We start from the raw sequence: 8,388 nt of genomic DNA on the forward strand, positions 1-8,388 counted from the left end.
TGTCATGCGGGCTTTTCAGGCCTGGTTGCATCGGCCTTCGTCCTGCTCAAGTTCCTTCAGCAATTCAAGACCTTTGGCTCGCTGGGTGGTCAGTATGGAGATCTTTTCCTGCAACTGGCGTTGCTCCAGTTCGCTGTCGGTCGCCGCGAGTTTCTTCTCCAGTTCTTTCTGTTTGTGGCGAATCTTCTTCAGCCCTTCCTTTATTTTCCCTTTTTTGCGCTGGTGGGCTCGCAGGTCGGGATCAAACAGCGCACTGAGCTTCTTCAGTAATTTCGAATATTTCACTGTTTCCCCCCGCTGGATGAATTCGCTGACGACGCGTCATCGGCATGTTGCTGATCCAGCTTCTGATTGATATCGGACAGCTCAGCCACCTCCAGCTGGAGATTCTCTGGCTGATCTTCCTGTGGACTGCTCTGGTCTATGAACAGATATTGTGCTGCTTTTACCAGTGAGCGGCATACGTCACGGGCGTAGGCTTTGTCAGTCATCAGTGAGGTGGCCATTTCTGCGCTGATGCGACGTTGACGGATCAGGCTTTCAATACGCGCATCCGATGCCTCGCGTTCGCGTTCGGTAAGCAGCATCTGGTGGTCGAGAGCCAGCCTGCTTTCAACGATATCATCCATGTGACGTACATCATTAATGGCGCGCATGACGTTGGCTATTTGTTCGCGTAGCTGCTGGTAAGCGCTGACCATGTCGCTGTTCTCGCTGTGAATGTAGAACAGCAGATTACGCTGTAAATGTTTCACGCCTTTGATGGCTTCAATTATGTGGTGATCAGCTGCGCGGATTTCGCGCAGCTGATCGTCGTAGCGGCCGGTTGTTTTATCCCGGGCAATACTGATGAAGCTGATAATCGCCGAATACACGGTTTTTACCTGCTCCTCATACGCCTGCTGCATATTCACGTGCAGCGACGAATGACTGTGATCGGTGAGCAGTGCGATGGGCTGGCCGCGGTTGAACTCATCGGTGTGCCAGCCAAGCCCCTGGATCATCACGTCACAGGCGTTACTGTACAGGCGGACACTTTCTTTCTGTGTTACCGCCACGGCCGCTGCCGGGGTTTCTAAGGCAGATGAGGCGAGGAACTGAGGTTTTACCCGGTCTGTCCTGCGCTCGGGGATGCGTTGTTCAAGCCAGCGGCGCAGGCGATGAAGCTGCGGCACCATGATGCTGACGCCAAGCAGATTGAACAGGGTATGGAACAGCGCAAGTTTGAGTGTGTAGTTGTCGTGGCTGATACCCAGCAGCTGCGCCGACTGGTCAACACACCACTGCAATAGTGGCATGGCGATAATAGCCACCGCGCCGGTAATCAGATTAAACAGCAGGTGTCCCAGGGCCAGTCGTTTACCGGCAACGTTGGCCCCAAGGCTGCCCAGGATAGCGGTGATGGTGGTGCCGATATTGGCACCAACCGCCAGTGCCAGAGCATCGCGGTACTCAACGTGGCCGGCAGCCAGTGCGGTCAGGGTCAGTACCAGAGTCGCGTGACTCGATTGCATGATCACGGTGGCTATGGCACCAAACAGGGTATAGACCAGCAGGGCTGTCAGCCCGCCCGGGCGAATGCTACCCAGATCGAGCCCGGATTGCAGCGCCGCGAAGCCTTCCTTCATGTAATCGATACCAAGGAACAGAAAGCCGATACCAATCAGAATATGGCCGATGCCGGCACGGGTCCGATTCGGCTGAAACAACAGCATCACACCAAATACCAGTATGGGCATGGCCAGCTTTGACAGGCTGATACTGAGGCCGAAGCCGGCAATCAGCCAGGCGCCGGTGGTGGTCCCCAGATTGGCGCCAAAGATAACCCCTAGACCGGCCGACAGGCTCATAAGGCCTGCGGACAAAAAGGAAATGGTCAGAACGGAGACCAGAGAGCTCGATTGCATCAGGGTGGTGGCGACAATGCCAAACGATAGCGATCGCGGGACCGTGCGGGTGGATACCTGAAGCAGACGCTCCATAGCACCACCGCTGAAGCTCTGGAAGCCCCGTTCGAGCGACAACATGCCGAACAGAAATATCGCAATACCGGCGGCAATCTGCTGCAGTTGAGGACTGCTCCAGAAGCCGATAGCGAGTAGCACCAGAATGACGGGAAACAGCAGACGTTTCAGTAGCTCCAAACGCAGACTCCACAGGGCTATTGTTCTGAGTAAAACCAACAACCGGTATTTTTACCAGTACAGAGAATCAGAATGCTGATCCATGGCACTTAAGCATAGTCGCCGGGTCTTTCCAGCGCACCTGGCAGATAAGTTATTCAGGTCTGCCGCGCGATTCTGAATTTTTTTCACAGCATTCTGTGGAAAAGCTGTGCAAAGGCTGTGAAAGTATTGTTGCCAACCAGATTGTCAACCTGTTCTGCTCTTTGAAATTGTTTCTGATTGCCTTTAAGTGGCTGAAAAATATGGGGTTTATTTTTGGTGTTGGTGAATGTCAGATCGGTCGTGCGAACCTCTGTGTAAAACATTCAGGAGCAATGAATAGCGTAAAATGCCGCTTGTTTTTCCGGTTTGATGGGCGTATATGGCAGTCGCGTGACAGGTTACTCACAGAATCTGTGGATAACTTTGAGTATAACCTGCATAAAAATGGCGCTGTTTCCCACCAACTGTAACAGGTGTTTAAATTGTTCAAAAAACAACCAGTTCGGGGTTGGCGAATATAGCAGGATACAAAAAAACCCGCCGCAGCGGGTTTGATCATCAGGTGCAGATCAGTCTGCCAATACCGACTTCAGAGGAGCGTGCTGAGCGGCTTCCAGTCGTGGGCCAAACTGACTGACAACCTGAGCGGATGCAGCGGATGCCAGACGGCCTGCTGCAGCAAAGCCATAGCCGTGTGTAATGGCGTACAGAAATGCTCCGGCAAACATATCGCCAGCACCATTGCTGTCGACCGCAGTTACTGCATTAGGTGCAATCTCGTGCAGAGTTGTGCCGTCGAACGCCAGTGCGCCTTTGCTGCCCAAGGTAATGGCAAAGGTTTTGGCGACGGTTTTAAGGTGTTCTACGGCGGTATTGAGGTCATCGGTATCCGCCAGCAGCTTCGCTTCCTGTTCGTTGCAGAATAACAGGTCGACGCCATCGCCCAGCATTTCGATCAGCCCATCTTTGAAAAACTGAACCATGGCAGGGTCAGAGAAGGTCATGGCCACTTTTACGCCATGCTGGCGTGCCAGTTCGCGCACGCGGATAGCTGCTGAGCGGGAGGTATCGGAGGTAACCAGGTAGCCTTCTACATAGACGTACTCAGACTGTGCCAGCGCCTGCTCATTAATGTGCTTCTCGTGCAGATCGCTGGTGATACCCAGATAGGTATTCATGGTGCGTTCTGCGTCCGGGGTAACCATCACCAGGCACTTGCCGGTGACGCCAGCATCGCGCTCGCCATCCATGTTGGTGTCAACGCCAGCGGCTTTCAGATCGGCTACATAGAAATCACCGGTTTCGTCACTGGCAACATTACAGGTATAGAAGGTTTTTGCACCGAAGTAAGTTGCGCCAATAATGGTGTTGGCGGCGCTGCCACCGCAGGCACGTTTCTTCAGGCCGTAGTCGCTGCTCAGGGTATCCAGCATGCTGGCAAGTTGTTGTTCGTCGATCAGGGTCATCATGCCCTTCTCAATGCCTGCTTTGGTGAAGAAGGCGTCGTCAACTTCAAATTCTTTATCAACCAGCGCGTTGCCGATTCCGTAAATGTGATAGCTCATGAAACTGTCCAGCTCGGGTTAAATTGAGGCGAGTGTAGCGGATTGTGGCGCTTTTTTCAGGACAGGGTGTCGGGACGGATAATGGGCGGCTATTATGGGCGCATGAGTAATCGGGTTACTGAATTTATCCGCCATCATCAGCGGGTGCGACATGCTATCTATCAGACGGACACTAAACTGCGTCAGTCTGTTGTGCGCTCCGGACTGGTTCTGCTGAGCTTCGCTCTGTTGCATGTCATCGCCATGATGTGGCTGGAAGAGATGGCGCTGTGGCCAGCGGTGTGGTTGACGATGACAACCCTCACCACGGTTGGCTACGGTGACCTGTCGGCATCCACGCCAGCCGGCCAGGCGGCGACGATTATTCTGATGTTTATCTGTGGCATTACACTGATGACCCTGCTGATCAGTGATTATGTCGATTACCGCATTGCTCGTCGTGAGCGCATTCGCACTGGTTACTGGGATTGGAATATGGCCGAGCACATCCTCATCATTAATGCACCCAAGTACAATGCCGAAGCGTATTTTCAGCGCATGATTACGCAGATACGTGAGAGCGATGAGTACCGCGATACGCCTATTCAGTTACTGAATGAAGATTTTGCCGATGGTTTGCCGGAAAGCCTGCGCGCGCTGGGTGTGGTTCATACCACCGGACTGGCCAGCCGGCCAGATGACCTGAAACGCGCCGGGGTCGAGCGTGCAAGTCATATCGTCGTGCTGGCTCGCGATGAATACTCTGCCGACAGCGACTCCTATACCTTTGATATTGCCTATCGTCTGTTTGAGTTGCATCTGGGTCATCTCACTATTGCCGAGTGTGTTGATGACGGTAATCGTGCGCGTCTGCGCAACCTGCAGGTGAAGAGCATTCTTCGCCCGATCCGCTCTTACCCGGAAATTATCGTACGGGCGATGGTGGCTCCTGGTGTGGAGCTGGTTATCGAGGATATGTTTACGCACGAAGATGATCATCCGGTTCGCTACCCGGTATGGCTGGAAGGGGAACGCTGGGCGGACGTCGTCAATGCAGTGGTACAGGCTAATCTGGGAACGCCGCTTGCGTACGTCACCAAAGACGGGGAGGTGGTGACGCATCCTGATGGCGATCATCATGTTCATGCGCAGTCACTCATCATTCTGGTGCACACAGAGAAAACACCGACCATTCGTGATGTTGCCCGTGCAATCGAAGTGCATTTCAATATTCACGCAGCTAAGCTGGACTGACCGTCGGACTATACAGGTCGTTGCTGCTATGGGGCGCCGTCCAACTTTTACATCGCTGGTTCTTATGATGGTGATTATCGTTGCTGGCGGTATGAATAGTCTGCAGGATCTGGCTGAGCCCTCTGAAAAGCGCTGTGAGTATTGTCACACTGCTGATTCCCCCCCAGCCTGGTTGCCTCCTGCCGGCTTCATTCTGCCTTCTATATTGCTGGACAGTGCTCCGCAGGCACTTCTGCCACTGTTATTTCCGGGCGTTGTCGGGGTGCCGCAGCGCGACACGGCTCTGCAGGTCAAGGCGAGCTGAATCAGCCCAGGCTCGCTTCCGCCGAGTTCTGCGAGCCGATCAGTGTGAATACGGTAATGAATGCCTGTTTCATAACAACTCCATGAGCTGAATTGTCAGCTGCTTCTCTGATGTTAATAACAGGTTAGCGCAGAGGCTTTCTACTCTTAAATTGCTTGTCACAATCGTTCTGATAGCCGTACTGCTCGGTGCCGAAGCAAGAGGAGCTGCCGGGGGCTGGTTGATAGGGTATATTGCCGCCATAAGGAGGCGTTATGCTCAATCAGATTCTGAATATTCTTTCGGATGGTCAGTTTCATTCGGGTGAAGAGCTGGGTGAACGACTGGGCGTCAGTCGGGCGGCAGTATGGAAACACCTGAAGAAACTCGATGATCTGGAAATCCCCTACTCGTCTGTTAAAGGTAAGGGCTATCGCCTGCAGGATGCGATTGAGCTTCTGCATGAGGATCAGATTCGTACCGCATTAAGCCAGCGTCTGGATATCCTTGATCTGTTGCTGGATGTCGACTCCACCAATACCTACCTGTTTAAGCGGGCCGGTGATCACATGGGCAAGCGTTATGCTGTGCTTGCCGAGAAACAGGTCGCGGGGCGAGGGCGTCGCGGGCGGCAGTGGGTCAGTCCGTTTGGTAAGAATATTTATCTGTCGTTACTGGCGTCGTTCAGTGGTGGTATCAGTTCGCTGGAAGGCCTGAGCCTGATGACGGCAATCGCCGTGGAGCGTGCACTGGTCCGGCTGGGGATAGAAGGGGCCGGATTAAAATGGCCGAACGATGTTTATGCCGGAGGCAAAAAGCTCGCTGGTATTCTGCTGGAAGTAACCGGTGAGTACAGCAGTCATTGTCAGGTGGTCATTGGTATCGGACTGAACCTGTCGCTGAGCGAAGAGGATGCGCGGGATATTGAGCAGCCCTGGGCTGAATTAAGAAGTCTGAAGCCAGACCTGTCGCGCAACGAGGTGGCCGGCATATTGCTGGATGAGCTGCTGCAGGCCGTCGATAGTTTCCAGAAAGAAGGGTTTGCTCCCTGGCAGCAATACTGGAGTGAACGTGACATCTTCCACCACAAAGAAGTGCGCATCATTGGCGGACACCATGAGCGACTGGGCGTCGTGAAAGGTGTTAACCGTAAGGGTGAACTATTGCTGCAGACGGAGCGCGGCATGGAAACCATCAATGCAGGTGAAATCAGTGTCCGTCCTGCTGGTTGATGCTGGTAATACCCGTCTGAAGTGGCAGCTGCGGGAAGGCGGCGAAATACAGACTGCGGGTTTTGCTGGCTATGATGACAGGCTCACAGAAACTTTGCCTGCGGCTGATAAAGTGGTGGTCGCTTCCGTTGCTGCATCCGGGCGGGCAGAGGCGCTGTTTGCGGCGGCTGGTATGGATACGGTGATACTCGATCATTGTCTGACAGATTACCCCCATTTCCAGCATTGCTATGCCGACCCGACCAGGCTGGGTGTTGATCGCTGGCTGGCAATGCTGGGAGCGCGCAGGGCAGAAGCCGGAGCGCTGATTGTGATTGATGCGGGAACGGCACTGACCGTTGACTGGCTAAGCGCTGCCGATGTGCATGAAGGTGGCTTTATCCTGCCTGGCAGTGAAATGGCAGCCAACACTTTGTTTGCTAATACTGGTAGGGTGCGTTCTTATCAGGATGAGGAAAACAGGGATGGAACGAAGCCAGGTCAGGATACTCTGAGTTGCGTTAGAAATGGTGTGCGGTATCAGGGGCTGGCGCTGGTGAGTAAGTTACGCTCTGATTATCCTCAGCATTCACTTGTAATAACCGGTGGCGACGGGCAATGGCTCGCTGACAGTTCGGGGGTAAGATACTGCCCGGATCTTGTATTAGATGGTATGGACTCCTTATGCGCTGGATCTTTTTTAGCTTAGTGTTTGGCAACCTGCTGTTGCTGGTGGTTTTCTGGCAAAAACAGCATGAGCCGGTAGCGGATGTTACCGCTCTGGAAATTCCCGGGAATTCACGAACGCTGTTGCTGGTGAGTGAGGCGGGCGATTCCTTGCGGCCGGTTGATAAATCCTCTCGTCAGGTTGTACGTGAGCGCGGTGATATGTGTTATGCCGCCGGCCCTTATGCTGATGAACTGGATGCTCGCCACCTGCTTGCTCGTGTGGCGGCAGTGGGGCTGACCGGCAAAATGAATATTGTTGAGGTGCAGACCGGAGAGCCAGCTGAATACTGGGTGCATGTACCGCCAAGAGCAACCCGCGAAGAGGCGTTGCGTACATTGAAAGAATTACAGAAGCGCAAGTTCGATAGTTACATCATTACCCAGGGGGAGTTGGCTGAAGGTGTATCGCTGGGATTATTCCGTAATAAGGAATCCGCCTACGGTTTACGCAAGCAGGTGGAGGAGTTCGGTGTTCCTGTTGAGGTGCTGGTGGTTAACGAGTCGCGTCGCGAATTCTGGGTCGAAGTCGTGGAAGTAACTCAGCTGAGTGAGCGTATGCGTGAACGCATACAGGCGGGTGATGCGGACATCCGTTGGGAACTGACGGCCTGTACTGTTCAGTAGTTGTACGATTTTGCGCGGATTTTTACTGAAAAGCGTAAGTCGATAATAAATAAGAAAAAAAGTGTTGACACCCTCGGGGGATCTCAGCATAATTCGCGCCACTTTGGTGGGGTTCCCGAGCGGCCAAAGGGATCAGACTGTAAATCTGACGCGAAAGCTTCGCTGGTTCGAATCCAGCCCCCACCACCAATATCCAGACAGTTGAGCGGCTGTCGAAGCAGGCAGGAAGGCCGAGCTAACCTGACTGTTAAGCGGGTATAGTTCAATGGTAGAACCTTAGCCTTCCAAGCTAATGATGCGGGTTCGATTCCCGCTACCCGCTCCACTTATGTTCGCTGATATAGCTCAGGCGGTAGAGCGCATCCTTGGTAAGGATGAGGTCCCCAGTTCGATTCTGGGTATCAGCACCATTATTCATAAAGGTAGGCCGAAGGTCTGCCTTTTTGTGTATTTGGATACTAAACCAACCGGACTGAAAAAGAGACAGAGTCATGGCAAAGGAAACGTTTGAACGTTCCAAACCCCACGTAAACGTGGGTACTATCGGTCACGTTGACCACGGTAAAACTACTCTG

General features: G+C 53.3%; 10 protein-coding genes and 3 tRNA genes. 10 read left to right on the plus strand and 3 right to left on the minus strand.

The window, feature by feature from the left end:
- Positions 1-15: 15 nt before the first annotated feature.
- Both I9W95_RS00855 and I9W95_RS00860 read right to left on the minus strand, forming a co-directional pair.
- The gene (locus I9W95_RS00855; protein WP_225670778.1) at positions 16-285 is read right to left on the minus strand and encodes a hypothetical protein; all 270 of its coding nucleotides are present in this window, start codon (positions 283-285) and stop codon (positions 16-18) included.
- On the minus strand, positions 282-2,144 hold the full coding sequence (locus I9W95_RS00860; protein ID WP_225670780.1) for a Na/Pi cotransporter family protein: 1,863 nt from the start codon (positions 2,142-2,144) through the stop codon (positions 282-284). The genes I9W95_RS00855 and I9W95_RS00860 overlap by 4 nt, the downstream gene beginning before the upstream one ends.
- A gap of 179 nt (positions 2,145-2,323) precedes the next feature.
- Here I9W95_RS00860 and I9W95_RS00865 point away from each other — a divergent pair, with 179 nt between their 5' ends.
- Positions 2,324-2,638 (plus strand): hypothetical protein, encoded by a 315-nt coding sequence (locus I9W95_RS00865; protein WP_225670781.1) that lies wholly within the window; start codon positions 2,324-2,326, stop codon positions 2,636-2,638.
- Between the two features lie 99 nt (positions 2,639-2,737).
- Here the strand turns inward: I9W95_RS00865 and I9W95_RS00870 are convergent, their stop codons facing one another.
- Positions 2,738-3,733 (minus strand): adenosine kinase, encoded by a 996-nt coding sequence (locus I9W95_RS00870; RefSeq protein WP_225670783.1) that lies wholly within the window; start codon positions 3,731-3,733, stop codon positions 2,738-2,740.
- A gap of 81 nt (positions 3,734-3,814) precedes the next feature.
- Here I9W95_RS00870 and I9W95_RS00875 point away from each other — a divergent pair, with 81 nt between their 5' ends.
- The 9 genes from I9W95_RS00875 to I9W95_RS00915 form a co-directional block, all read left to right on the plus strand.
- On the plus strand, positions 3,815-4,966 hold the full coding sequence (locus tag I9W95_RS00875) for a potassium channel protein (RefSeq protein ID WP_225670785.1): 1,152 nt from the start codon (positions 3,815-3,817) through the stop codon (positions 4,964-4,966).
- A 28-nt stretch (positions 4,967-4,994) separates the two neighbouring features.
- Positions 4,995-5,270 carry a hypothetical protein gene (locus I9W95_RS00880; RefSeq protein WP_225670787.1) on the plus strand — a complete coding sequence of 92 codons (276 nt, stop codon included), beginning with the start codon at positions 4,995-4,997 and terminating at the stop codon, positions 5,268-5,270.
- Between the two features lie 254 nt (positions 5,271-5,524).
- Positions 5,525-6,481 carry a bifunctional biotin--[acetyl-CoA-carboxylase] ligase/biotin operon repressor BirA gene (gene birA, locus I9W95_RS00885; protein ID WP_225670789.1) on the plus strand — a complete coding sequence of 319 codons (957 nt, stop codon included), beginning with the start codon at positions 5,525-5,527 and terminating at the stop codon, positions 6,479-6,481.
- Positions 6,447-7,169, plus strand: a complete 723-nt coding sequence (locus tag I9W95_RS00890) for a type III pantothenate kinase (RefSeq protein ID WP_225670791.1) — start codon at positions 6,447-6,449, stop codon at positions 7,167-7,169. Before birA ends, I9W95_RS00890 begins: the two co-directional genes overlap by 35 nt.
- Positions 7,145-7,813, plus strand: coding sequence for an SPOR domain-containing protein (locus tag I9W95_RS00895; RefSeq protein ID WP_225670793.1), 669 nt, complete (start codon positions 7,145-7,147; stop codon positions 7,811-7,813). The genes I9W95_RS00890 and I9W95_RS00895 overlap by 25 nt, the downstream gene beginning before the upstream one ends.
- Before the next feature lie 105 nt (positions 7,814-7,918).
- Positions 7,919-8,002, plus strand: a tRNA-Tyr gene (locus I9W95_RS00900).
- 62 nt (positions 8,003-8,064) lie between these two features.
- Positions 8,065-8,138 (plus strand) — tRNA-Gly (locus tag I9W95_RS00905).
- 9 nt (positions 8,139-8,147) lie between these two features.
- Positions 8,148-8,223, plus strand: a tRNA-Thr gene (locus I9W95_RS00910).
- A gap of 81 nt (positions 8,224-8,304) precedes the next feature.
- A partial coding sequence (locus tag I9W95_RS00915) for a GTP-binding protein (protein WP_263866041.1) occupies positions 8,305-8,388 on the plus strand: 84 nt, incomplete at its 3' end.

This window comes from Thalassolituus marinus, assembly GCF_020320395.1.
GTDB classification, from domain to species: domain Bacteria; phylum Pseudomonadota; class Gammaproteobacteria; order Pseudomonadales; family Oceanobacteraceae; genus Venatoribacter; species Venatoribacter marinus.

Excerpts from the sequence above, each read along its gene's own strand:
- I9W95_RS00870 (WP_225670783.1), bottom strand. The coding sequence starts at position 3,733 with ATGAGCTATCACATTTACGGAATCGGCAACGCGCTGGTTGATAAAGAA.
- I9W95_RS00875 (WP_225670785.1), top strand. The coding sequence starts at position 3,815 with ATGGGCGGCTATTATGGGCGCATGAGTAATCGGGTTACTGAATTTATC.
- I9W95_RS00880 (WP_225670787.1), top strand. The coding sequence starts at position 4,995 with ATGGGGCGCCGTCCAACTTTTACATCGCTGGTTCTTATGATGGTGATT.
- birA (WP_225670789.1), top strand. The coding sequence starts at position 5,525 with ATGCTCAATCAGATTCTGAATATTCTTTCGGATGGTCAGTTTCATTCG.
- I9W95_RS00890 (WP_225670791.1), top strand. The coding sequence starts at position 6,447 with ATGCAGGTGAAATCAGTGTCCGTCCTGCTGGTTGATGCTGGTAATACC.
- I9W95_RS00895 (WP_225670793.1), top strand. The coding sequence starts at position 7,145 with ATGCGCTGGATCTTTTTTAGCTTAGTGTTTGGCAACCTGCTGTTGCTG.